22 protein-coding genes and 1 tRNA gene are annotated in these 20,992 nt (G+C 66.7%); 10 read left to right on the top strand and 13 right to left on the bottom strand.

Features of this window, described 5'->3' with window-relative positions:
- Positions 1-196: 196 nt before the first annotated feature.
- From NO876_RS04190 to NO876_RS04170, 5 genes are all read left to right on the top strand, one after another.
- Entirely contained in the window at positions 197-1,270 is a 1,074-nt protein-coding gene (locus tag NO876_RS04190; RefSeq protein WP_256420424.1) for an anthranilate phosphoribosyltransferase, read from the top strand.
- A 117-nt stretch (positions 1,271-1,387) separates the two neighbouring features.
- On the top strand, positions 1,388-1,801 hold the full coding sequence (locus tag NO876_RS04185; RefSeq protein ID WP_256420423.1) for a nuclear transport factor 2 family protein: 414 nt from the start codon (positions 1,388-1,390) through the stop codon (positions 1,799-1,801).
- 63 nt (positions 1,802-1,864) lie between these two features.
- Positions 1,865-2,407, top strand: coding sequence for a peptidylprolyl isomerase (locus NO876_RS04180; RefSeq protein ID WP_256420422.1), 543 nt, complete (start codon positions 1,865-1,867; stop codon positions 2,405-2,407).
- Between the two features lie 126 nt (positions 2,408-2,533).
- Positions 2,534-4,945, top strand: a complete 2,412-nt coding sequence (locus NO876_RS04175; RefSeq protein ID WP_256420421.1) for a DNA topoisomerase VI subunit B — start codon at positions 2,534-2,536, stop codon at positions 4,943-4,945.
- A 4-nt stretch (positions 4,946-4,949) separates the two neighbouring features.
- Entirely contained in the window at positions 4,950-6,044 is a 1,095-nt protein-coding gene (locus NO876_RS04170; RefSeq protein ID WP_256420420.1) for a DNA topoisomerase IV subunit A, read from the top strand.
- Between the two features lie 54 nt (positions 6,045-6,098).
- Here the strand turns inward: NO876_RS04170 and NO876_RS04165 are convergent, their stop codons facing one another.
- On the bottom strand, positions 6,099-8,117 hold the full coding sequence (locus NO876_RS04165; RefSeq protein WP_256420419.1) for an ATP-dependent DNA ligase: 2,019 nt from the start codon (positions 8,115-8,117) through the stop codon (positions 6,099-6,101).
- Positions 8,118-8,397: 280 nt separating this feature from the next.
- On the opposite strand from NO876_RS04165, the gene NO876_RS04160 reads away from it, so the two are divergent.
- Positions 8,398-9,930, top strand: a complete 1,533-nt coding sequence (locus NO876_RS04160; RefSeq protein WP_256420418.1) for a glutamate-cysteine ligase family protein — start codon at positions 8,398-8,400, stop codon at positions 9,928-9,930.
- 76 nt (positions 9,931-10,006) lie between these two features.
- Here the strand turns inward: NO876_RS04160 and psmB are convergent, their stop codons facing one another.
- Together psmB and NO876_RS04150 are read right to left on the bottom strand one after the other, a co-directional pair.
- Positions 10,007-10,738, bottom strand: a complete 732-nt coding sequence (psmB, locus tag NO876_RS04155; protein ID WP_256420417.1) for an archaeal proteasome endopeptidase complex subunit beta — start codon at positions 10,736-10,738, stop codon at positions 10,007-10,009.
- Positions 10,739-10,890: 152 nt separating this feature from the next.
- Positions 10,891-11,076 carry a hypothetical protein gene (locus NO876_RS04150; RefSeq protein ID WP_256420416.1) on the bottom strand — a complete coding sequence of 62 codons (186 nt, stop codon included), beginning with the start codon at positions 11,074-11,076 and terminating at the stop codon, positions 10,891-10,893.
- A 295-nt stretch (positions 11,077-11,371) separates the two neighbouring features.
- On the opposite strand from NO876_RS04150, the gene NO876_RS04145 reads away from it, so the two are divergent.
- Together NO876_RS04145 and NO876_RS04140 are read left to right on the top strand one after the other, a co-directional pair.
- Positions 11,372-11,740 carry a DUF555 domain-containing protein gene (locus NO876_RS04145; protein ID WP_256420415.1) on the top strand — a complete coding sequence of 123 codons (369 nt, stop codon included), beginning with the start codon at positions 11,372-11,374 and terminating at the stop codon, positions 11,738-11,740.
- A gap of 62 nt (positions 11,741-11,802) precedes the next feature.
- Complete coding sequence (locus tag NO876_RS04140; protein WP_256420414.1) at positions 11,803-12,345, top strand: CBS domain-containing protein; 543 nt, start codon at positions 11,803-11,805, stop codon at positions 12,343-12,345.
- Between the two features lie 20 nt (positions 12,346-12,365).
- On the opposite strand, the gene NO876_RS04135 is transcribed toward NO876_RS04140, so the two are convergent.
- Together NO876_RS04135 and purM are read right to left on the bottom strand one after the other, a co-directional pair.
- A complete protein-coding gene (locus NO876_RS04135; RefSeq protein ID WP_256420413.1) occupies positions 12,366-13,700 on the bottom strand; it encodes a cytochrome P450 in 1,335 nt (444 codons plus the stop codon).
- A gap of 11 nt (positions 13,701-13,711) precedes the next feature.
- Positions 13,712-14,731 carry a phosphoribosylformylglycinamidine cyclo-ligase gene (gene purM, locus NO876_RS04130; RefSeq protein ID WP_256420412.1) on the bottom strand — a complete coding sequence of 340 codons (1,020 nt, stop codon included), beginning with the start codon at positions 14,729-14,731 and terminating at the stop codon, positions 13,712-13,714.
- A 252-nt stretch (positions 14,732-14,983) separates the two neighbouring features.
- On the opposite strand from purM, the gene NO876_RS04125 reads away from it, so the two are divergent.
- Positions 14,984-15,250, top strand: coding sequence for a DUF8028 family protein (locus NO876_RS04125; RefSeq protein ID WP_256420411.1), 267 nt, complete (start codon positions 14,984-14,986; stop codon positions 15,248-15,250).
- A gap of 165 nt (positions 15,251-15,415) precedes the next feature.
- Here the strand turns inward: NO876_RS04125 and NO876_RS04120 are convergent, their stop codons facing one another.
- Both NO876_RS04120 and NO876_RS04115 read right to left on the bottom strand, forming a co-directional pair.
- Complete coding sequence (locus NO876_RS04120; protein WP_256420410.1) at positions 15,416-16,051, bottom strand: zinc metalloprotease; 636 nt, start codon at positions 16,049-16,051, stop codon at positions 15,416-15,418.
- The gene (locus tag NO876_RS04115; protein ID WP_256420409.1) at positions 16,048-17,712 is read right to left on the bottom strand and encodes a TraB/GumN family protein; all 1,665 of its coding nucleotides are present in this window, start codon (positions 17,710-17,712) and stop codon (positions 16,048-16,050) included. Before NO876_RS04115 ends, NO876_RS04120 begins: the two co-directional genes overlap by 4 nt.
- 127 nt (positions 17,713-17,839) lie before the next feature.
- On the opposite strand from NO876_RS04115, the gene NO876_RS04110 reads away from it, so the two are divergent.
- A complete protein-coding gene (locus tag NO876_RS04110) occupies positions 17,840-18,655 on the top strand; it encodes a hypothetical protein (RefSeq protein ID WP_256420408.1) in 816 nt (271 codons plus the stop codon).
- A gap of 406 nt (positions 18,656-19,061) precedes the next feature.
- Here NO876_RS04110 and NO876_RS04105 read toward each other — a convergent pair whose 3' ends face one another.
- The 6 genes from NO876_RS04105 to NO876_RS04080 all read right to left on the bottom strand — a co-directional run bounded on the left by NO876_RS04105 (position 19,062) and on the right by NO876_RS04080 (position 20,829).
- On the bottom strand, positions 19,062-19,529 hold the full coding sequence (locus tag NO876_RS04105) for a type II toxin-antitoxin system VapC family toxin (RefSeq protein WP_256420407.1): 468 nt from the start codon (positions 19,527-19,529) through the stop codon (positions 19,062-19,064).
- Positions 19,522-19,806: an AbrB/MazE/SpoVT family DNA-binding domain-containing protein gene (locus tag NO876_RS04100; protein ID WP_256420406.1), complete on the bottom strand. Its 285-nt coding sequence runs from the start codon at positions 19,804-19,806 to the stop codon at positions 19,522-19,524. The genes NO876_RS04105 and NO876_RS04100 overlap by 8 nt, the downstream gene beginning before the upstream one ends.
- A 53-nt stretch (positions 19,807-19,859) precedes the next feature.
- Positions 19,860-20,009, bottom strand: coding sequence for a hypothetical protein (locus tag NO876_RS04095; protein ID WP_256420405.1), 150 nt, complete (start codon positions 20,007-20,009; stop codon positions 19,860-19,862).
- On the bottom strand, positions 19,999-20,157 hold the full coding sequence (locus NO876_RS04090) for a hypothetical protein (RefSeq protein WP_256420404.1): 159 nt from the start codon (positions 20,155-20,157) through the stop codon (positions 19,999-20,001). Before NO876_RS04090 ends, NO876_RS04095 begins: the two co-directional genes overlap by 11 nt.
- Positions 20,158-20,337: 180 nt before the next feature.
- Positions 20,338-20,422, bottom strand: a tRNA-Leu gene (locus NO876_RS04085).
- Positions 20,423-20,478: 56 nt separating this feature from the next.
- The gene (locus NO876_RS04080) at positions 20,479-20,829 is read right to left on the bottom strand and encodes a ferredoxin (protein ID WP_256420403.1); all 351 of its coding nucleotides are present in this window, start codon (positions 20,827-20,829) and stop codon (positions 20,479-20,481) included.
- Positions 20,830-20,992: the final 163 nt, after the last annotated feature.

Below are 20,992 nucleotides of genomic sequence, written 5' to 3'. Positions count from 1 at the left end.
TACTCCCCACTTGGACCGGACGAACGTACCTATTTCGGCCGCGGTCCGCACCGGTCGTTCCGTGCCACTCCGGGCCGTCGCTTCGACTGTGGAGAATCGGACCGCCGCTTCGACGCCGTGAGAACCGGATCGCCGCTCCGACGCCGTGAGAATCGAACCGATCACTTTTGACCGTCGGACACCAACTCCGGTCTATATGGCGCAAGCGCCGGAGACCGCCGAATTCGGGGAGTGGCCGTTGAAACGACTGATGACCGAAGTCGTCGGAACGGGCGTCAAGTCCGCCGAGGATATGACGCGCGAACAGGCGACAGAGGCGATGGAGCGGATCCTCGCCGGCGAGCCCGATCACACGACGCTCGGGGCGTTCTGGCTGGCGAACCGCTGGAAACACAACGTCGCCGAGGAACTCGCCGCCTACGCCGACGTCATCGCCGAGGACGTCGTCTACGCCGAACCCGACGCCGATCCCGTCGACTGCGGCGCGAACTACGACGGCAAGGGCGACACGGCCATTCTGGGGGCCGCGGCGGGCATCGTCGCCGCCGGCGCGGGCACGCCCGTCGTCGTCCACTCGGGCGACCGCGTGCCGACGCAGAAACAGGACGCCTACAAGCACGTCCTCGACGAACTCGGGGTCCGAACGGAACTCGTGCCCACCGAAAGCGCGGACATGGTCGACGAGACCGGGTTCGGCTTCTACTACCAGCCCGAGTTCGCCCCGAGGGTCCACGCGCTGTGGGACCGCCGCGACCGGATGGGCGTCCGCACGTTCGTCAACACCGTCGAGACGATCGCCAACCCCGCGAAGGCCGACGTCCACCTCGGCTCCTTCTACCACCTCGCGTTCGCGAAGAAGATCACCGACACGTTCGAGCAGATGGAGAGCCAGAGCCCCCACCGCGTCGTGATGTTCCAGGGAATGGAGGGGTACGACGACATCCGCCCGGGCTACACGAAGGTCGGCGAGTGGACCGACGGCGAGTTCGACGATTACGAGATCGAGACCCCCGAGTACGGGATGGACTTCGAGTACGAGGACCTGGAGGTCGACCCCGACGACGTCGCGGGCGACTCCGCCCGACTGACCGAGGAGGTCGTCGCCGGCGACCGCGACGATCACTTTACCGATGCGGTCGCGCTCAACGCCGCCTTCCGGATCTACGCCCGCGAGGACGCCGGATCCCTCGACGAGGGGCTGGAGATGGCTCGCGAGAGCATCGATTCGGGTGCGGCAGCGGCCGTGCTCGACGACCTGCGCGCGTTCTGATCGGCGGGAACGCGACACCGGCCGATCGGGGCGCGCTCTGATCGGCTGGCATACGAACCCCGGCCGATCGGGGGCGTCGCCGACAGGCGTTTCCTCCTCGCGGCCGCTGTGGGATATATGACCGACGCCTCCGCCACATCGACTGCCGAGGGCCGCATCCGCGAGTACTACGAGACGCTCCGAGACGAGGAGCCGCTGTACCCGTTCTTCGCCGAGGATCAAACGGTCGTGAAGTTCGGCATCACGGAGAAACTGACGGGCTACGAGGAGATCGAGACCGGGCTTCGCGAGCAGACGGCGACGACCGAGGACTGGACGGTCGACAGCCGCGACCTCCGGGTCGTCGAGCGCGGCGACCACGCGTGGTTCTCCGACGACGTACGAATGGAGTGGCACGACATCGACGAGGACCGCGGGCGCGCGTTCGACAGTCGGTGGAGCGGGACGCTCGAACGACGCGAGGGCGAGGAAAGCGACACGAGCGCGGAGTGGCTCTTCGTCGGAATGCACGTCAGCGCGGTGCCGGAGTGAGCGCTCAGGCCGCCGCGGCACACGAGTGGACACCGTTTTGTATCTGACCGCCCTCCTCCACCTATGGTCGACGACTCCGAACTCGAGAACCCCGAGAACCCCGTCGTGACGCTGCAGACCACCGAAGGCGACATCACGCTCGAACTGTTCGAGCAGCGCGCCCCGCGCACGGTCGAGAACTTCCTCGGCCTCGCGACCGGCGAGAAGGAGTGGAGCGATCCCGAGACGGGCGAGACCCGGACGGACTCCCTCTATGAGGGCACGGTCTTCCACCGGATCATCGACGACTTCATGATCCAGGGCGGCGACCCCGAGGGGACCGGCCGCGGCGGTCCCGGCTACACCTTCGACGACGAGTTCCACGAGGACCTGAACCACGACGGCGCGGGCGTCCTCTCGATGGCCAACCGCGGCCCCAACACGAACGGCTCGCAGTTCTTCATCACGCTCGGCGCGCAGCCCCACCTCGACGGCCGCCACGCGGTCTTCGGTCACGTCGTCGACGGGATGGACGTCGTCGAAAAGATCGGCGACGTGCCGACCGACAGCGACGACAAACCCCTGAACGACATCGAGATCGAATCGATCGACGTCGACGCCGAGTAGCCGCCGATTTCTCTTCCGGCCCGTCCGCGCTCTGAACCGACCACGGCCAGGGCGTCGCTCTCGGTTTCACTTTCACCCCACTCCCGAACCCTTCTTAACCGTTCGTCGGGTAGGAGCGCGCACAGAATGACCTCGATTCAGTCGACGCTCGGCGAGGAAGAGGGAGGGGGGATCGCCGAGGAGCTGGCGGAGGGCCAGCGCGCGATCTCCATCGCCGAGTTCTTCGAGAAGAACAAGCACATGCTCGGCTTCGACTCCGGGGCCCGGGGGCTCGTCACCGCCGTCAAGGAGGCGGTCGACAACGCCCTCGACGCCACCGAGGAGGCCGGGATCAAACCCGACATCTCGATCGAGATCAGGGAGTCCGGGGACTACTACACGCTGATCGTCGAGGACAACGGGCCGGGCATCACTCGCGAGCAGATCCCGAAGGTCTTCGGGAAGCTGCTCTACGGCTCGCGGTTTCACGCCAGAGAGCAGAGTAGAGGGCAACAAGGAATCGGGATCTCAGCGGCCGTCCTCTACTCACAGCTCACCTCCGGGAAACCCGCCAAGATCACGTCGCGGACCCAGCGTTCCGAGCGCGCCCAGTACTTCGAGCTCATCATCGACACCGACACGAACGAGCCGGAGATCCAGGTCGAAGAGGAGCGCGCCCCGGGGGAATCGGACCTCTCGCCGACCCACGGGACCCGGATCGAGATGGAGATGGAGGCGAATATGCGGGCGCGCCAGCAGCTCCACGACTACGTCAAGCACACCGCGGTCGTCAACCCCCACGCGCGCCTGGTGCTCTCGGAGCCCGGACTCGACGAACCCCGCCACTACGAACGCGTCGAGGGCGCGGGCCTGCCGGCCGAGACCGAGGAGATCCGCCCGCACCCCCACGGCGTCGAACTCGGGACGCTCATCAAGATGCTCGCTGCGACGGAGTCCTACTCGGTTTCGGGCTTCCTCCAGGAGGAATTCACCCGCGTCGGCGCGAAGACGAGCAAGAAGGTACTGGACAGTTTCCGGGATCGGCACTTCGGCCGCGAGATGGGCTGGGCGGTTCCACAGAACACAGAGACGCCGCTCGGCACAGCCGTCGAAAACGCCGTGGTCAACAAAGGCGCGGACGCGACCGAAGCGTTCGCCGGACGGGTCTCGAACACGCTCTCCTCGCGGGAGCGGACCACGCACTCGGAGTTACGGGACATCGTCGACACCGTCGCCGACGACGTCGAAGAGGAGTTCGAGGCGAACTTCGGCGACACCGTTCGGGAGAACGCCGTCGAAGCGGCCTGGACGGTCCTGACGAGCGACCGTGCGACGGACCTGTACTCGCTCGTCGACGACGCGACGAGCACTCGAAAGGACGACGCGACCGTTTCGGGGCTGGCGGACCGGCTGGCGGATAAGTTCGACGAGGGCGACGTCCTGAACCGCGTGACCCGTGCGGAACTGCGCGGGTACGTCGACCGCTCGGCGGATCGGCTCGTCTCCGAGGACGTCTCCTTCGGCGACACCGCTCGCGAGAACGTCGCCGACGCGCTCTGGGAGACGATGCGGACCGTTCCCGACGACGTCCCGAAAGTCAAGGAAATCGCCGGGGACCGCGACGTCGCCTCCGAACTGCTGGAGGCGATGCGAGAGACCGACATCCTCGCGCCCCCGACGAACTGTCTCTCGCCGATCACGGCCGAACTCGTGGAGGCCGGATTACGAAAGGAGTTCGACGCCGACTTCTACGCGGCGGCGACACGCGATGCGGAGGTCCACGGCGGCGATCCGTTCATCGTCGAGGCCGGCATCGCCTACGGGGGCGAACTCCAGGACGGCACCGTCGACCTCCTCCGGTTCGCGAACCGCGTTCCGCTCGTCTACCAGCGTGGGGCGTGTGCGACGACGGACGTCGTCAAGAGCATCGGTTGGCGGAACTACGGCCTCGACCAGCCCGGCGGTTCCGGGATGCCCAACGGCCCGGCGGTGATTATGATCCACGTCGCCTCGACGAACGTGCCGTTCACGAGCGAGTCGAAGGACGCACTCGCGAACATCCCCGAGATCGAAGACGAGATCGAACTGGCGATCCGCGAGGCCGCCCGCGAGCTCAAATCGTATCTGAACAAGCGGCGCTCCATGCAGAAGCGCCGGAAGAAACAGGACGTCCTCGGACGGATCCTCCCGGAGATGGCCGACAAGCTCTCGGAAGTGACCGGGCGTCCCCGACCCAACATCGACGGCGCGCTCGCCCGCATTATGAACAACGTGAGCGTCGAGCGCGAGGTCGACGGCGACACCGTCACCCTGACCGTCGAGAACCACTCCGACCGGAGCGAGAACCCCGAAATCACGGACATCGTCTCGTCGGAACCCTCGGATCTGCCGGAGGACGCGAGCGTCGTCGACCTCGACGGCGAGTGGTTCATCTCCTGGGAACCGTCGGTGCCGGCGGGCGAGTCGGCCGAACTGACCTACACGATCGCGGACGACGCCACCTTCGACGTCGACGTCGACGGCGTCGAAGCCGAGAAGCTGACCATCGACGCAGACTAACACAATGAGCACGAAACAGGACGACGAACTCGCGAAGGAGCGCCTCGTCGATCTCGCCGTGGAGTTCTACGACCAGTTCGCGGCGGGCGAGGTGCCGCGGATGAACATCCCCACGCGGACGAAGTCGAACATCGTCTTCGACGAGGACTCGAAGGTGTGGGTGTACGGCGACCGGACCTCGACGCGGTCGGCCAACAGCGTCCGCGGCGCGCGGAAACTGCTGAAGGCCTCTTACGCCATCGAGTTCCTCGTGAATCAACTGGAGGAGGACCGCTCCTCGACGCTGCGTGAACTGTACTACCTCTCGGAGTCGTGGGACAACGAGGAGGCGCAGTTCAACAGCCAGGACGAGTCGAATCAACTCATCGAGGATCTCGAGATCGTCTCGAAGGTCACCCGTGAAGACTTCCACATGCGGCCCGAGGAGTCGGGGGCGACGCTGATGGGACCGCTGGAACTCCGCGAGCAGACCCGCCGCGGCGAGCGGGAGATCCACTGTCAGAAGGACGTCGGCGAGGGCGGCTACCAGATCCCGAACAACCCCGACACGATCGACTTTCTGGATCACGACATCGACTTCGTGCTCTGCGTCGAGACCGGCGGGATGCGCGACCGCCTGGTCGAAAACGGCTTCGATACCGACTACAACTGCCTGGTCGTCCACCTGAAGGGCCAGCCCGCGCGGGCGACGCGTCGGATCACGAAACGCCTCCACGACGAACTCGACCTGCCGGTCGTGGTGTTCACTGACGGCGACCCGTGGTCCTACCGGATCTACGGCTCGGTCGCCTACGGATCCATCAAGTCCGCGCACCTCTCAGAGTACCTCGCGACGCCGGAGGCGCGTTTCGTCGGCATTCAGCCCGAAGACATCGTCGAGTACGACCTCCCGACCGACCCGCTCGCTGACTCCGACATCAACGCCCTGGAGTCGGAACTGGAGGACCCCCGCTTCGAGACCGACTACTGGACCGAACAGATCGAACTCCAGCTCGACCTCGAAAAGAAGGCCGAACAGCAGGCGCTGGCCGCTCGCGGGCTGGACTTCGTCACCGAGACGTACCTGCCCGACCGGCTCTCGACGATGGGCGTGCTGTAGCGCGATTCGTCGCGACCGGCTATCCGCGGGACCTCGTCACCACTCGCAACCGTCTCACCGCTCGTCGACCAGCCGCTCGATCCTCGCGAGGCTGTCGGCGTCGGACGGCGACTTGTCCTCGCGGACGGTGACGTATCTGGGGAACCGAAGCGCGTACCCCGATTCGTACGTCGGCGACGCCTGGATCTCCTCGTAGCCGACCTCGAAGACGACCTTCGGAGCGAGCGAGACGGTCTGGCCCTCCTGGTGTTCGACGTGCGGTTCGAGCCGCTCTGTCAGCGCTTCGAGCTCCTCGTCGGTGATCCCGGTGGCGACCTTGCCGATGGTAGCGTGGGCGTCGCTGTCTGCGGCCGCGCCGTCGACGGAGGACGCGTCGCGGCCGGCGTTCGCCTCGTCGACGCGCGCCGAGAGGAGGAACGTCCCGAGGAGGTTCGCGCGTCGCCCCTCGCCCCACTCCGCACCGGTGACGACGAGATCCAGCGTCTCGACGTCCGGCTTTCGCTTCAGCCAGTTACGGCCGCGCTTGCCGGGCGCGTACGTCGACGCGGGGTCTTTCAGCATAATCCCCTCGTGGCCGGCGTCGAGCGCCTCCTCTTCGATCGCGGCGATCTCGTCGGGATCGTCGGAGACGACGGAAGCCGACACCGCGTCGGTATCGCCGAGCAGGTCTCGAAGCCGTTCGTGACGCTCGGTCAGTGGGGCGTCGAGCAGATCTTCGCCGTCGACGTGGAGACAGTCGAAGGCGCGGAGTTCGACGCGGACTTCCTCGCGCACCTGCTCGACGTCGTACTTCCGGCGGAACCGCCTGAGAACCTCCTGAAACGGCAGCGGCGAACCGTCGTCGTCGACGGCCACGACCTCACCATCTAGGACGACCGGCGCGTCGACCGCCCGCTCGACGAACTCGACCACCTCGGGGAGCGGGTCGGTGACGTCGTCCATGTTCCGCGAGAACAGCGCGGTCTCCTCGCCGTCGAAGTGGACCTGCACGCGCGCGCCGTCGAACTTCGTCTCGACGACCGCCTCGCCCCACTCCTCGACTGCTTCGGTGGCGCTGCCGGCCTGTGCGAGCATCGCCTGGACGGGTCTGCCGACTTCCAGACCGACCCTGTCGAGTCCCTCACGTCCCTCGTCCCGGGCGACGCGCGCCACCATTCCGTAGTCGTTCGAGACCTGAAGCGCGCGCTCGACGGCGTCGATCGCGTCGGTGTTCGGGGAGTCGACGGCGTCCTCGTCCTCGATGTCGTCGACTTCCTCGTCCTCGATGTCGTCGACCTCCTCGTCCTCGATGTCGTCGACCTCCTCGTCCTCGATGTCGTCGACCTCCTCGTCCTCGATGTCGTCGACCTCCTCGTCCTCGATGTCGTCGACCTCCTCGTCGTCGACCTCGTCGCCGTTCGACGCTCGGTCGGCTTCGCCTGTGCCGTCCGTCGATTTGGGATCCTCGCACCCATCGGGCGACGCTTCGAGATCCCCGCTCGCGACGCCCTCGTCGAGAAACGCCGCCGCGATCGCGTCCCTGACGGTCCCCTCGCCGACGCCGATCCGCATCTCGCCGAGGACGAGTCGCGCGAGAAACTTCGCTTCCGGGGGGGAAGCCCGGTTGAACAGCCCGAAGAGGGTGTCGAGCCGGCGACCCTCGCTTCCCTCGCCCGTCATCGTCGCGATCTCGCGAAGTCGGTCGTCGACCGCCGCCACGGTGAGACCGTTGCCGTCCTCGCCGGATGTGTCAGCCGCTCCGCCGCCGAACGCGCCGAGTCCGCGCTGACCGCCGAACTCGTAGGTCGCCGCGACGGCACCGATCTCGCCGACGTCGGCCAGTTTCGACTCGACGTCGTCGCTGTCGACGTTCGGGCCCGCGGCGCGGGCGATCGCCTCGTGGAGGAGCGCGGGACCGATATCGAGCGTCGTCGCGTCCCACGCCGGATACACGCGACCCTGGAGGAACCGGACGACGACCGAGAGGTCCTCCGACGCGTCGCGGAGCAGGTCACAGACGTGGTCGGTCGTCGCCAGATCGCCGGACTCCCCGGCCATCTCCTCGGCGCGCGCAGCGAACTCGGCGAACTCCATTTGCCGGGAGTACCGGTCGGTTCGATAAGAGTCCGCCGACTCTCGATCGGAGCTCGACGCGTTCCGATCTGGGCGTACAGTCGGCACTCGTTCGACGGAGGGGACCGCCGTCCCCTCGCTTTCCCCGCACCGGGGTGCCGAACAACCGCGGAGCGGCGCGGGGCGCTGCTCAGCGCATACGCCCGCTGGCCGCCCGATCGCAGATAAACGCTCGGCGGTCGATCGTCCCCGCATCGATCGAATCACGGGATTGAAGCCGCCCGATGTCTCAAAGACGGCTATGACTGAGGATCTGGCGGCGTCGGTTCGGGACGCGCTGGCCGTCGACGTCGAGGAGTTCGAGGCACAGGCGCGGACGGACGCTGAGGTGGTGAAGTCCGAACTCCGGGAAGGGACGTTCGACAACCACCAGTCCATCGTCGGCCTCGAGTACGAGTTCTACGCCGTCGCCGACGGGCGGTGGGCCGCCTCCGACGACGCCGACGTCTACGCGCTGATGCGCGTCCCGCGCCGCCTCCTCGAACTCATCGGCTTCGAGAAGGAACTCGGTCTCCACAACGCGGAGATGACGACCAGCCCGCAGCCGCTGAACCCCGACGGCCTGCGGGCGCAGGAGTCCGAGGTTCGCGCGCGCCTTGGCGCGGCCCTCGACTGCACCGGTGCCGAGGGGATCCGCCTCGTGAGCGACGGGATGTGGACGATACCGCCGGCCGGCGAGACGGCTCGGGAGTACCTCAGTGACAGCGTCGAGGCCGACGGAATCCGGATCGCGACGAACATGAGCGGGTCCGAACGCTACCACGCGATGGCGAACGGACCGACCGCGCCCGAGGAGATGACCGTCGACGCGCCGAACATCAGCCTCTCGGCGGATACGGTGATGCCCGAGTCACTCATCACCTCGATCCAGCCGCACTACCAGGTCGCTCACGCCGCCGACCTCCCGACGCGTTTCAACTACGCCCTCCGGATCGCCGGGCCGCTTCTCGCCCTCGGCGTCAACTCGCCGTTCTTTCCGCCGGATCTGTACGACGACGTCGGCGCGGCGAAAATTCTGGAAGAGGGCTACGCCGAACACCGGATCGGCGTCTTCGAGTCGGTTCTCAACTCCGGGGAGACGGAGAAAGTCAGGTTCCCCAGAGACCTCGACGACATCGAGCAGGCGGTCGACCGCGTCGCTAACGACGCGACGATGGTCCCGATGCCCGTTCCAGAGGGGAACCGCTTCGACGACGAGTTCGCCACGCTTCGACGGAAGCACGGCACCTACTGGCGATGGGTCCGTCCGGTGTTCGACGGGGCCTCGCGCTCCTCGGCGAACGCCCGGATCGAGTTCCGGCCGATCGCGGCCCAGCCGACCGTCCGGGACTCGGTCGCCTTCCAGGCGACGTTCGCGGGCCTGATGGAGAGCCTCCCGCGCCGACAACACCCGGCGACCGATCAGCAGTGGTCGACTGCTCGGGAGAACTTCTACGCCGCGATGCGCGAGGGACTCGACAGCGGTCAGCGCTGGATCTGTAACGACGGCGCGGAGACCATCGACACCGAGACCGTCTACGACGACATCTTCGCACACGCGGTCGACGGGCTCACTGCCGCGGGGTGTTCGGACGACGAGGCGGAAAAGTACGTCCGGCCGCTCCGTGCCCGCGTCGAACACGGAACGACGCCCGCCTCCTGGAAGGTCGACCGCACGCGGGAGTATCTCGCCGACGGCGACGACTTCGCGGACGCCGTGATGGAGATGCAGCGCGATTACGTGCGGAAGCAACGAGAGACGCTGCTGGACGGGTCGTTCGCGGACTGGCTGTAGCGGTCCGTCCGTCGATTCGAGTACAGGAGAAGACGCAACGGGCGCCGAGTGAGTCTCGACTTACTCGTGGGCCGACTTACAGGACCTCGGCGAAGTCCTTGTGCTGGGTGATCTCGACGCCCTCTTCGGTGACGACACAGACGTTGATGCCGTTACCGGAAGCGAGGTCGCGCTCGACGGCGCTCTCGATCGCGCGCGCGGCGACCGTTTTCGCCTCCTCGATCGACAGTTCGTCGTCGTACTCCTGTTCGAGGACACCGAGGGCGTACTGGCTGCCGGAGCCGGTGACGGTGTACTCCTCTTCGAGGATCGATCCCGCGGGGTCGATGCTGTAGATGTGGGGCCCCTCCTCGTCGACGCCGCCGAGGATGGGCTGGACGATGAAGAACGCGCCCGAGCGCAGGAAGTTGCCGAGGAGCGTCGAGAGCGCCTGCATACTCATATCCTCGCCGCGTCGCGCCTCGTAGAGGCGGACCTCCGCGCGGATCGAACTGATGAGCGACTGCGCGGCCGAGACGGACCCGGCGATCGTCAGCGCTCCGGTCGGGTGGATCTCCTCGACCTTCTGGACGTTCTTCGAGGAGACCATCCGGCCGAGACTGGCCCGCATGTCCGTCGCGAGGACGACTCCCTCGCTCGTTTTCAGGCCGACGGTCGTCGTTCCGGTCTTGGTCTCTTTGTCGCCCATCTGTTCGGCGCGCTGTTCCGCGTTCGAGAATTCGCCGAGTTCAGGCGAGAAGACGCCCGAGTGCTCGCCGTTCAGTGGGTCGAGACGCCCCGAGGCGTCATCGCTCGTGGGAGTACGCATTACCTGGCGTTGTCGCCCGTCGCTGATAAATGCCACCCTTCCCACCGCTGTTGCCCGTACCGACGGGCTTCGCCCGTTCGATAACGTGCGCGCTCCGAGGTCGGGACTCCCGAGTGTGTCCTGTGAGCGCCTCCGAGAAATCGCGTCCGTCCCTAGCGGTGCCCGCGGTGGCCGTCCGCTCGTTCGTAGGTCCGTTCCGCGGATTCGATCAGCGATCGGACCGGGAGCGTCAGCCCCAGTCGCCGCGCGAACAGCGCGATCGGCATCGCCAGGATCCCGAAGAGCAGCGTCGTCTGGTACAGTAGGAATGCCGCGCTCCGGTGCAGGTCTGTCATCATCGCCTTGACCGACCCGGGGCGACGGTAGTATATAAACTTTCTCTGTCGGTCGTGCGGTGGATGTCGACGCTGTCTGCCGGTTCAAGACGGTTTGTACTGTATCCAATCCCACTTGTCAATCGTCGCGATCACCCCGTACGAACCTCGTCATCAGTCCCGTTCGTCGGCATAAGTTATGGGCAGTATTGGCGTCGCGTACGCGGTCGGTTCCACCCCGCTACGTCCACTCTGCCAAGGGTTCACACCAGCACGGGCGAACCACAAGACACGAAACCCCACAGAACGTCTTCGGTGTATGAGCAACTATCTCGTCGCGATGGAGGCCGCGTGGCTGGTCCGCGACGTCGACGACATCGACGACGCGATCGGCGTCGCCGTCAGCGAGGCCGGCAAGCGACTCAACGACCAGGACAAGGAGTACGTCGAGGTCGAAGTGGGCGCGACGCCGTGTCCGGCCTGCGGGGAGCCGTTCGACTCCGCGTTCATCGCCGCCAACACCGCGCTCGTCGGACTCCTGCTGGAGATCGACGTCTTCAACGCCGACAGCGAGGAGCACGCCTCCCGGATCGCAAAGAGCGAGGTCGGCGGCGCGCTTCGCGACGTGCCACTGTCCGTGATCGAAATCGTGGAGACCGAAGAGGACGCGCACGAACGCGACGAGTAGCGGGCGGGACGTCTCCGGGACCACCCCGAAACACTTTCGTATAACTTCGGGTAATTAGGGACATGGAACTCCCGACACCGCAGGATCTGCGACAGCGCCGCACGGGATTGGATCTCACCCAGAGTCGGCTCGCGGAGATGGCCGGCGTCTCCCAGCCGCTCATCGCTCGGATCGAGGGCGGCGACGTCGACCCCCGGCTGTCGACGCTCCGGCGCATCGTCAACGCGCTCGAAGAGGCCGAGGGCAGCGTCGTGCGCGCCGCCGATCTGATGAACGAGAACGTCGTGAGCGTCGCTCCCGACGACTCCGTCAGATTCGCCCGCGACGTGATGCTCGACGAGGGGTTCTCGCAACTGCCCGTGATCCGGGACGGCCGTCCGGTCGGAATCATCTCCAACAGCGATATCCGACACGCTCAGGAGGAAGACGACGTCGGCACGCTCCCCGTCGCCGACGTGATGCGCGAGTCCGTCACGACGGTGGAACCGTCGGCGACGCTCGAAGAGATAGACGCCGCGCTCGACCACCACTCGGCCGTGCTCGTCGTCGAGGGCGGCGAGACGACCGGCATCGTGACCGAGGCCGACGTCGCGGCGCACCTGTAACCGGGACGAAGGCCGCTCGGCTACCGCCGACGGACCGTCATCGGGACGTCGCCCTCGGGCTGGTTCGTCATCTCCGGCGAGAGCGACAGATCGCCGTCGTCGGCGTACTCGAAGCGATACCGGCGGAGGAGTTCCGCCAGCACGACGCGCGCCTCCACGCTCGCGAACGCCGCGCCGATACACCGCCGCGGTCCCGCGCCGAACGGGAGGTACGCGCCGGCCGAGCGGTCCCGCTCTTTCCACCGCGTCGGATCGAACGTCTCGGGGTCGTCCCAGAACCGCTCGTCGCGGTGCATCGCGAAGACCGAAACGAGGAGTTCCGCGCCCGCCGGAATCTCGCTGCCGCCGAACTCCACGGCCCGCGTCGCCTCCCGCGGTAGCGCGTGTACCGGCGGATACAGCCGAAGACTCTCGTCGACGGCGCGTTCGAGCGCCGGCAGATCGTCGAGGTGCTCCCACCGGACCGGTTCCTCGCCGAGCGCGTCATCGACTTCGGCCTCCACCCGCTCGTACGTCTCGGGGTGCTCTGCGAGACAGTAGAGCGTGTACGTCAGCGCGAGCGCGGTCGTCTCGTGGCCGGCGAAGACCAGGCCGATCAACTGATCGACCGCGGCGTCCGTATCGCGGGGATAGTCCCCATCACGGGGTTCGTCGGCGGCGTCGAGACCGCCCGCACTACCAGTAGCCGCCGCGAGCGACGCGACCAGACTTTCGTCGTCGGTGTTGCTGGCGTCCTGGAGGTGGGTTCGGAGCTCCGTCCGGAGCGTCGCTTTCGCAGCGTCGAACCGACGGCCGCTCGGGGTGGGGATCCAGTCCGGAAGCGCCCACGTGACAGGGTCGAAATAGCCGTTCAAGTCGTCGGCCGCGCGTCTGAGGTCCGCGCGGTTCGAGTCGGGGTCGAGCCCGAGAAGCGTCGCGGCGAGGACGTCGAACGTCAGCGCCTTCATCTCCGGAACCGTCGCGATGGACTCGCCGTCTTCCCAGGACTCGGCTCGGTCGACGACCTGCTCGCGCATCGCCGGGAGGAACGACCGGATCCGCGAGGCGAAAAAGAACGGGTCGAGGAACTCCCGCTGTTCGCGCCAGTCATCGCCGTCGACGGCGACGACGCTGTTGCCGAACGCGAGCGCGAAGTCGTCGGTCTTCACGAAGGCGTCGCGCTCGGAGACGAGAACGCGCTCGGCGTACTCCGGGTGGGCGACGACGTACCGGTCGCCGACGGGGAGATCGATCCGGAACACGTCGCCGACGCCGTCGACGGCGTCGGTGGTGAACGTCAGTGGGTCGCGACCGAAGCCGATCGCGTTTCCGAGCAGGGGAAGTCCGTCGGGCGCCGGCGGGTGTGCGTCTGCCATCCGTCGACTCCTCAGAGTTCCAGGCCCCTGATAGCGACGCCTTCGCCCGGCTCGACGCGGCCGATCACGCGCCCGTCGGTCGCGTCCGCGAGCGCCTCGGCGTCCTCGGGCGCGAGCGCGCAGACGAATCCCGTCCCCATATTGAACGTCCGGTGCATCTCCTCGTCTGCGACGTTCCCCGCCGCCTGGACGAACTCGAAGACGGGTTGGGGCTCGAACGCGTTCTCGACGACGTAGCGGTGGTCTCCGAGCCGTTCGAGGTTCGTCCAGCCCCCGCCCGTGACGTGGGCCGCCGCCCGGACGCCGTGCTCGCGCATCGGATCGAGCAGGTGCGTGTAGAGACGCGTCGGTTCGAGGAGGGCGTCGCCGAGGGTCTCGTAGTCGCCGAACGGGCAGGGATCGGTGTACTCGCGTTCGCGCGTGACCGCGGTCCGGGCGAGCGTCAGCCCGTTCGAGTGGATACCCGACGACGGGAAGCCGACCAGAGCGTCGCCGGGTTCCGCCTCCCCGGGGAAGATGGCGTCCTTGGCGGCGAGTCCGGCGCAGGTGCCCGCGAGGTCGAGCCCGCGGATCACCTCGGGCATCACCGCCGTCTCGCCGCCGACCAGTTCCAGATCCGCCTCCTCGGCTCCCGCGCTGAGCCCCTCGCCGACCTGCTCGGCGAACGTCTCGTCCGGTTCCTCGACCGCGAGGTAGTCGACGAACGCGACCGGGCGGACGCCGGCGGCGACGAGGTCGTTCGCGTTCATCGCGATGCAGTCGATGCCGACCGTCGAGTAGTCCGAGAGCGCCTCCGCGACGAGGAGTTTCGTCCCGACGCCGTCCGTCGCCAGCGCGAGGTAGCGATCGCCGATGTCGAGCAGTCCCGCGTAGTCGCCCTCGCTCTCGCCGACCGCGCCGATCAGCGCGGCGGTCGCGGCCTCGCTCGCGCCGATGTCGACGCCTGCCTCGGCGTACGTCAGTTCGTCGGCCGACTCGTCGGCTTCCCCCTCCGCGTTCGGTTCCCCGTCTGCGCCCGCGTCGTCAGTCATACGCGAATGCCCGTTTCGGGGGGAGAAAATACGTCCGGTCTCCGGCTGGCCCATCGGACCTACCGAACCAGAGATATTCTCCGCTTATTCACGAAATGTCCTCAAAATCTTTTTTGAACTTTCTACGGGCTTCTAAACGATCCGTAAAACGTCGATGAAACGTCCGCGTGATCCGTAAAGCGTCGCGAAACGACTGAACGCTCGTCGCGTTATATGGGGGTGGACCCCCTACGAACGTGTGAGGCGAAACAGATGTCAAGTGTCCCCCACACCCCCGATCTCCCTCTCGAACGCGACTCCCTCCGTCGCGGACTCGGCGTCGCAAGCGCCGCGGCCCGCTCGGCCCTTCACAACCTGCGGGCCGCGAGCTTCTGGGCCGCGATCGTCCTCCCGTTCACCTACCTGCCGCTGTTGACCGGCGGCCTGACCGGCGGAGAACCCCTCCTCTTCGCCGCGCTCGTCGCCGCCAACGCGCTCGCGTTCGTCGTCGGTCACGGCTACGAGCCCGCGGAGGCGTAAGTCCTCCACTACGCCGTGGCCCGCCCCTCCCCGAGCTACGGCGGCTTCTGTCTCGATGTCGCGAGAAGCGCGAACGGCGACATCGTTCCCTGGTCTACTCGATTCGGCGCAGTAGCCGGGGCATAACGCGAACGGAGGCGATAGCCGGTCCGCCGCCGCCGACGTTCAGAATCCGAGCCCGAGGACGAACGCGCCGACCGTCAGCAGCAGTGCGGGAACGAAGAACGCCACGAAGACCGTCTTGCTCCACCCCAGGACGGTCTTGCCGTCGAGGGGACCGAACGGGAGCATATTGAACGCCGCCAGGAAGAGGTTGATCATCAGGCCGCGGGAGCCGGCGAGCGCGACGAAGTCGGATCCGAGGAGAGAGCCGACGACGAACACCGGGACGAACACCACCGCGAGCGCGACGTTCGTCGCGGGGCCGGCGAGCGCGATGAGACCGTGTTCTCGTCGGGTCAGTCGTCCGCGGTGGTAGACCGCGCCGGGGGCCGCGAAGATGAACCCCGCGAGCGAACTCACCACGGCCAGAAACAGCATCCCGTAGTCGGCGCGGAACTCCGCGACCTGCCCGTATCGGACCGCGACGACCTTGTGTGCGACCTCGTGGAGGAGGAACCCGACGCCCGCGGTCAGCAGGCTGAGCAGAACGGGACCGAAGACGCCGCCTTCGAGGATTCCGACGACGGCGCGCTGGCCGCCGCCGGCGAAGAAGATGGCGAACGCGACGCCGAGCGCGACCCACGCGACGGCGAGGTCCTGGAGCTCCTTCGAGCTGAACGAGAGCCGCGAGACGCTCATCCCGCCACCGCCCCCCAGAGGATCTCCCAGCCGTTTTCGGCGCCCTCGAAGAGCAGTCGGGTGACGCCCGCCGCGCCGCCGAGGTCCAGTGCGAACAGCGGGAGCAGGTACGCCACGAACAGCGCCGATGCGATCACGCTCCCGATGTTCGTCGCGGCCACGACGACGATGAGACGGAACAGCGGTACCGCGAACATCTCGTTTACCAGGTCTCCGATCGGCTTCTCCTCGTCGGCCAACAGCTCGTTCAGCGTGCCGATGTCGGAGACGTTCACCGGATCGTACTGCAGTTCGACGTAGCCCGTGAACCACCCCGGCGCGAGGAACGGGTTGATCGAGGTCATCCACGCGACCGCGCCGCCGACGAGGGAGGAGGTCCACCGCGCGCCCGCCGCCTTCGCCAGCCCCGCCGCGAACAGGCCGTTGACGAGGAACCACGCGCCGAACAGTCGCAGGAGCGTGTCGTCGCCGGCCGAGGAGAGCGCCAGGAGGACGAAGAAGCCGATCACGACGAGCGAGATCCCCGTGCCGACGATCTTCGCCCACGGGAGCCCGCCGCTGTCCGTCCCCGTCAGCGACTCCATCGGCGGGAGTTCCTCGGGGTGGGCGAGGTAGCGTTCGATCCCCTCGCGGTGGCCCGCGCCGACCACGGCGACGACGTCCGCGCCGCTCTGCCGGAGCGCGACCAGTTTGTGCGCGATGAACGCGTCGCGCTCGTCGATGAGCGCTGCGGCACCGCCGGGGGAGAACTGCCGGAACTCCTCCATCATCGCGCTCACGACGTCGGTGTCGGTCATCTGCGACATATCGAACTCCTCGACGTCCTCGACCTCGCCGTAGCCGAACATCGATCCGAACTGTCCGAGGACCCCGCCGACGAGCACGCCGCCGACGAGTCCGAGCGTCATACTCCCGACCACGCGAACCGCGAAGTCGCCGAGTCGCTCGACGATCGGCGCGGCGAGTCCGAGGCCGACGCCCGCGACGCCGCCGACGGCGATACCCGCCGCGGCCGCCGCGACGAGGCGGTCCTCCGTCGAGAGCAGGGACGCGCCGAAGATCCAGATCGCGGCCGCGACGCCGATAGCGAGGACGACACCGCCCGTGATCCGCCCGAGAACCGGGAGTCCGATTCCGACGCTGCCGCCGAATATCGCGACGAGCGGGCCGAAAAGCAGCCCGAGCACCGCGCCGGCCGCGAGGCCGACGCCGCGGCTGTCCGCGACGCCGAACGCGAGGCCGCCGACCATCCGGAACTTCTCGACGATCCCCATCTGCGACCAGAACCGCCGCATCGTCTCGTTGATGTCGCGGTCGACGAGCGCGACGTCGATGCCGTGCTCCTCCGCGGTCTCGACGGCCGCGAGCATATCCGCGCCGGGGGTCACGTCGAACTCGTCGCCGAGGCGCGCCTGCACGTACGAGAGCATCCAGTAGGCGATGAACTGAAACACCGTGTTGCCGCGGAGCAGGTCCCCGGGCTCGATGTCGTCCGGTTCGCCGCCCTTCAGCTGCCGGTATCGTCCCTCGTCGAGCTCGACGGCGACGACGTCGGGGCGCTCGTCCGCGATGGTCGCTTCGACCTCCCGGACGCTCTCCTCGGAGACGTGCGCCGTGCCGACGACCCGGACGCGACCCGATTCGGCCGCTTCCTGACTCATTGTCTTCCATATCGCACGGTGGTTTTTACCCCTGTCGGAGGATTCGTTGCCCTCCTCAGTCGGTCCAGTGCTCGGGGCGACCCCTACGACCGCTGAAACTATTACCCAGCCGACGTGTGTGGTGTGTATGGGAGGGAACGCGGCGCGTCCGGACGGAGGGGCGAACGTGCTGTACGGGAACGCGGTCAGAACGCCGCTGCCGGATCGACGGGCCGAGCGGCTCTTCCACGAGAATATGACGGCCATCGCGGACGGACGCGAGCGGAAAGCGGAGTTGCTTGGGGATCCGTCCGTCTCGGTGGCGAAGGCGTACGAGACGGAGTTCGAACGCGTCGCCGAGACGTTCGAGCGGCGGTTACGTCGCATCGCCGGCGACGACTACGAAGCGGTCGCGCGGGCCTACCTCCGCGGGGAGCGTGAGGACCGAGCGGGGGAACTGGCGGCGTACTACATCGAGGGGCTCTGGCGGATCCAGCAACGATCGACGATCTCAGAGATGCTGTTCTTCCCGCTCATCCTCAGGTATCCCGACAGCTTCACTGTGAACCTCCGGTTCGCCGGCGAGCACACGACGACGGAGTCGGTCCCCTTCGAGTCGCCGCAGCACGGAGCGGCCGACTCCGAGGGGCCGCACACCCAGCAGTACTTCGACGAGAGCCAGTACGAGCAAGAGCGGGCGGCGGCGTACCTCCGCGAGACCGCCGGGATCATCCGCGAGCAATTCCCCCACCCCGACGACGTTCCCTTCGACGAGCGGAAATACGGCGGGATCGTCTCCGCCGGCGGGCGCTACGAGTCGATGTTCACGGAGATGCTCACCGCTGTCTCGCCGGATCCGGACCGGTTCTCGGAACCGGTCTCCGAGTCGACGTTGGTACCAGCAGGCGAGGAAGCTAAGCGAACGGAGGACGAGTACCTCCCCTCGGCGAAGGTGATCATCTGAACACGGGCGGTCGGTGCATCGCGTGTTCGGCGTCGCTACCGCCGGTTCTGCGTCGCACGCGGCTGCTCGATCTGCGGCTCGTTCGAGAATCGAACCGTTCGCTGTCGCTCACGGATTCGGATGTGAGGGATGGGACGTCGAAACGAGGTCGTAAGGCGGATTTCCCACTTCACTGTATTCCGGGTAAACCACCTTCGGAGGTGATGAGTACCGCATCTAGTGGATTGTCCGACAGCGTCTCCGATCGTGGCGTTTGCCACTCCTTACGCATCCGACCGCACGACAGCGTGCGATTGATACTGATTACACTCACTTGGTACCGCCGAGCACCACTCTCGTTGACGGCGCTCGGTGGTGAGGTGCGAGCGTACGAGAAGAGTTGAGCAACGTCTCAGAATAGCTCGATTCAGTCACTCAGGAACTCGTTCAGTTCCTGGAACTGCTCGGGCGAGAGAATGATCTCGGTGTCGAACGCATCGAATCGCTCGAAGTCGTCGTCGATCGTCACTATCGTGTTCACTCCCTCGTTGATCGCTATCTGTGCGTAGTAGCCGTCCCACCCATCGACGTTGACGTCGCTCGCCTGGGAAAACCCGTCCCGAACGAGATCCTGGGAGACGTCGTCGCACCAGTGGATTCGCTTGGCGTCCAAGAAGTTCTGTAGCAGCCGAGACGCTTCCGCAGTCGAACGGCCGTAGTACGTCGTCAGGACGTTGTGCGCCCCGATCACGGCAGGGTATGGAACGGTAGCGTCGATCTCGCCAGTGATTCCGGCTTTCACGTATTCGAGTGCAGCGTCGCGGACGGGCGCATCGGTGTGAGCGAGTGCGATCACCCCGACGTCGAACAGATACGATCCACCAGTCTCACGCATCGGATTCCTGCTCCGCTCCGTCTCGAACAGCCTCTCGATGCTTCCAGGCGATTGGATCGACGTCGGCGTCTAGTGGCTTCATCTCTCCGCTCGCCGGTGACGTCTCGTCGATGAGCGCTTCCATTCGTTCGATGATCGCTTCCGGGTCGTCTTCCGGCTCGACAACGGCCTTCCCGTCTTCTTCGTGTACCTCCACCTCGGTACCGGGCTCGATCCCGAGACGTTCCCGAACGCGCTTCGGGAGGACGATCCGCCCCTTCGAATCGACTGTAGCCATATTCCCACCTAGAGTGGGAATGGATATAACCGCTTTGCTCGAGAGGGGTACGATCAGCCGTCGTCGCTCCGGTACGGATCCCGCCGTTCGTCGGTGATGATCTCCTCGAGATTGGTGACGATCCGATCACGGGTGTGCTCGTCGAGCTGCTCGAAATCGCGTCGTGCCGTGCCGGTGAGTTCCCGGTCCCGTTCACTCGTCACCAGCCGAGTCCGAATCGTCGGTGTCGAGCGACGCCTCGATCTCGTCACTGGAGTGCGTGCGTCCTTCCTGGATCTCCACCTCGCCGGTAAGCGTCGCTTTCAGATCGGCGCGATTGAAGTCCGGGTGCTTGAGCGCATCACGGAGCACAGCGCGGATGTACTCGCTTCACGCCGTCGACCGTGTCCTCGCTGTCGCTCGGACATCGAGTGCGGGGGATGGGATGTTGAACCGAAACCAGACGTGCTCGCTCGTTCCTCGCTGCGCGCGACTGGTAGGGTTCAAATCCATCTGTATCTTTCGAGTCCTCGCTGTCGCTCGGACATCGAGTGCGGGGGATGGGATTTGAACCCACGAACCCCTACGGGAGCGGATCTTAAGTCCGCCGCCTTTGGCCTGGCTCAGCCACCCCCGCGCAGGCCACAGTTCCTCGGACGCCCGGTTAGTGGTTTCGTTTTCGGAGACGGCCGACTACCAGTCGACGCTCAGCGTCCCGTCGCCGTGCGGGTCGGGCGCGATCTCCTCGTCCGTCCGCCGATCCACGACGTGGATGACGCCGCTGTCTTTCTTCGCGGGACAGACCTCCGCCGCGCGGACGTTCTCGTCGAGTTCGTCTTCGCCGATGAAGTACGACTTCGGCCGGGCGAGCCCGGATTTGATGTCCATCTCCCAGTTGTCCGCGACCTCCGCGCACCGGCCCGCGCCGATGCACTTGTTCCCCTCGAAGATGATCTTGTAGGGCTTCTCGGAGACGGGCGGGGCGTTCGCCTCGTCGCCGACGTCGCTCGGCTTCGGGGCCTCGTCGCGTTCGGCGTCGCTCATACCTCACGGTAACGGTGGCGGCGTCTTTGTGCTGTCGGTTCCGGGGCGTGGGAGCCCGGTCGGCGGCCGATGGGGACTCCACCAACCGCGACGCAGTCGGTCGAAATCGGTGGGAGAATACCCCAGGAGTGGTTTATACGTACTTTCGCGCCCGCGCGTGCGA

It is taken from the genome of Halobellus rarus (genome assembly GCF_024494595.1).
Classification (GTDB): Archaea; Halobacteriota; Halobacteria; order Halobacteriales; family Haloferacaceae; genus Haloquadratum; species Haloquadratum rarum.
The sequence above is the reverse complement of the archived record's forward strand: the minus strand, read 5'-3'. Positions and strand labels throughout refer to the sequence as shown.

Coding starts and splice junctions, on each gene's coding strand:
- NO876_RS04190 (WP_256420424.1), top strand. CDS start 197: ATGGCGCAAGCGCCGGAGACCGCCGAATTCGGGGAGTGGCCGTTGAAA.
- NO876_RS04185 (WP_256420423.1), top strand. CDS start 1,388: ATGACCGACGCCTCCGCCACATCGACTGCCGAGGGCCGCATCCGCGAG.
- NO876_RS04180 (WP_256420422.1), top strand. CDS start 1,865: ATGGTCGACGACTCCGAACTCGAGAACCCCGAGAACCCCGTCGTGACG.
- NO876_RS04175 (WP_256420421.1), top strand. CDS start 2,534: ATGACCTCGATTCAGTCGACGCTCGGCGAGGAAGAGGGAGGGGGGATC.
- NO876_RS04170 (WP_256420420.1), top strand. CDS start 4,950: ATGAGCACGAAACAGGACGACGAACTCGCGAAGGAGCGCCTCGTCGAT.
- NO876_RS04165 (WP_256420419.1), bottom strand. CDS start 8,117: ATGGAGTTCGCCGAGTTCGCTGCGCGCGCCGAGGAGATGGCCGGGGAG.
- NO876_RS04160 (WP_256420418.1), top strand. CDS start 8,398: ATGACTGAGGATCTGGCGGCGTCGGTTCGGGACGCGCTGGCCGTCGAC.
- psmB (WP_256420417.1), bottom strand. CDS start 10,738: ATGCGTACTCCCACGAGCGATGACGCCTCGGGGCGTCTCGACCCACTG.
- NO876_RS04150 (WP_256420416.1), bottom strand. CDS start 11,076: ATGATGACAGACCTGCACCGGAGCGCGGCATTCCTACTGTACCAGACG.
- NO876_RS04145 (WP_256420415.1), top strand. CDS start 11,372: ATGAGCAACTATCTCGTCGCGATGGAGGCCGCGTGGCTGGTCCGCGAC.
- NO876_RS04140 (WP_256420414.1), top strand. CDS start 11,803: ATGGAACTCCCGACACCGCAGGATCTGCGACAGCGCCGCACGGGATTG.
- NO876_RS04135 (WP_256420413.1), bottom strand. CDS start 13,700: ATGGCAGACGCACACCCGCCGGCGCCCGACGGACTTCCCCTGCTCGGA.
- purM (WP_256420412.1), bottom strand. CDS start 14,731: ATGACTGACGACGCGGGCGCAGACGGGGAACCGAACGCGGAGGGGGAA.
- NO876_RS04125 (WP_256420411.1), top strand. CDS start 14,984: ATGTCAAGTGTCCCCCACACCCCCGATCTCCCTCTCGAACGCGACTCC.
- NO876_RS04120 (WP_256420410.1), bottom strand. CDS start 16,051: ATGAGCGTCTCGCGGCTCTCGTTCAGCTCGAAGGAGCTCCAGGACCTC.
- NO876_RS04115 (WP_256420409.1), bottom strand. CDS start 17,712: ATGAGTCAGGAAGCGGCCGAATCGGGTCGCGTCCGGGTCGTCGGCACG.
- NO876_RS04110 (WP_256420408.1), top strand. CDS start 17,840: ATGGGAGGGAACGCGGCGCGTCCGGACGGAGGGGCGAACGTGCTGTAC.
- NO876_RS04105 (WP_256420407.1), bottom strand. CDS start 19,529: ATGCGTGAGACTGGTGGATCGTATCTGTTCGACGTCGGGGTGATCGCA.
- NO876_RS04100 (WP_256420406.1), bottom strand. CDS start 19,806: ATGGCTACAGTCGATTCGAAGGGGCGGATCGTCCTCCCGAAGCGCGTT.
- NO876_RS04080 (WP_256420403.1), bottom strand. CDS start 20,829: ATGAGCGACGCCGAACGCGACGAGGCCCCGAAGCCGAGCGACGTCGGC.